The following is a 1,621-nucleotide window of genomic DNA, read 5'->3' as shown; positions in this document are numbered from 1 at the left end:
TGAAGGAGATGCCGCTGCGCATACGTCAGACTCGCACGGCCGCGCCGTCAGAGGAATCCCCAAGCGGACTCCTTTGATCCGATCAATCCACTAGGTTGTGGCAGGGAGATGTCGATGGTGCAAGGAGGGCTCTATTGGACGTGCTCGACGAAACCGCCTTGGCCGATGCGAAGCTAGCGGGATGGTACTCTGTATGGCTTGCTGCGTCCTACGAGGGTGAAGGAGACGACGAGACTGCGATCGCCCACTACAAGAAGGCGAGAGCCCGCCTGTCGCACTGGCTCAATGTTCCTCTCCGAAGCCAGGCAGATCGGCAAGTTGAGAGCGATGGAGGCAAGAATGCGCTCCAGAGGCGCCTTCTCGAAGTTAACCACCATGGGCCTCAGGCATTGGGCGATCTTGTTGCGAAGATGAGGGTGCAGGCAAAGATCCTCGCAGACAATGGATCGTCGTCGAACGTTAAGGAAGAAGCGGTTCGGATGTACGGAGAGCTTCTTGGATTTTCAGCGACCCGACCTGACAACGAGCTCGGCCATGGGCCCGACGTTGTTTGGAAGGACGACGAAGCCGGTACTCTGGTGGCATTCGAGCTTAAGACAGAGAAGCTGGAACCGGCACAGTACACCAAGGCCGAAGTTGGCCAAGCTCACAACCATATACAGTGGCTAAAAGATAACGAGCGGGAGGTTAAGTCTGAGGGGCTTCTGCTGATAGGTCCACCTGGCATCTGTAAGTCCGAAGCGAGTCCATCAGACGAAATATTCCTTGTTGAGACCAAGGCATTGGTGGAGCGCATGCAGATGTTCGTTGCAAAGATTGACGATACTCGGGGGCGAACGGCTATCGATCGCTGGACGCTTCTGAACGAACTCGGCAGCCTGGGTGAATGGCAGCCGAATGGGTTCTTTAGAGCGTTAGCGCAGAAGACATTGAGATCTTTGAAGGTTGGTTGATATATAGATCGATACTTAAATACCAGAAATCTGATTTAACTGAGATCGGTTTCCGTTCCTGGGCGCACGTGATTTTTAGATGCACTTGTTGCCGACGCCCTATGGATTCCCGCTTTCGCGGGAATGAGCGGAGTGTGGAGCGAGGCGGAGACGCCGGCGCCCCCCTTTACCGCTCCCGCTTCGGCAGCGGCCCCCGGCGCTTCGGCTTTTCCGTCCGGCCCACCGTCATCTCGTCCAGCGTGTTCTTCCGCGCCCGCGTCTTCGGTTCGCCGCCCGGCCCGGCGCCGCCGTCGGCGCTCGACCCCGCTGACCCGGACCCCGCCCGGCCGGCGGAGCCGGGGCGGGACTTGAGGGTGCCGGGGGCCTCGGCGGAGGCCGGCGCCGCCGCGTTCGCGCGCCGCTTGGGGCACGGAGGTCAATCCAAACTCCGCTCATTCCCGCGAAAGCGGGAATCCATAGGGCGGTGGTTTGGGGCACCTGGCGTCAGGTCCGGTTCGGCGGTCGGGCTGGAGAGGGTCGGGCGGGACAGGCCGAGCCGTTTCTCTCCCGCCTCGGACGACGGCGGATTCCCTATGGATTCCCGCTTTCGCTGGAATGAGCAACCGTGTCGGATTAGGGTGCGATGGTCTGTGCTGTTTCGGCGTTGCGGACGATGGCGTTGAGATGGG

1 protein-coding gene is annotated in these 1,621 nt (G+C 60.2%); it reads left to right on the top strand.

Translation table 11 applies throughout. The features are described from left to right. Nucleotides 1–134: 134 nt before the first annotated feature. The gene (locus tag ACSSVZ_RS28095; protein ID WP_453974165.1) at nt 135–953 is read left to right on the top strand and encodes a hypothetical protein; all 819 of its coding nucleotides are present in this window, start codon (nt 135–137) and stop codon (nt 951–953) included. Nucleotides 954–1,621 lie beyond the last annotated feature (668 nt).

The organism is Amorphus sp. MBR-141, assembly GCF_053628695.1.
The sequence above is the reverse complement of the archived record's forward strand: the minus strand, read 5'-3'. Positions and strand labels throughout refer to the sequence as shown.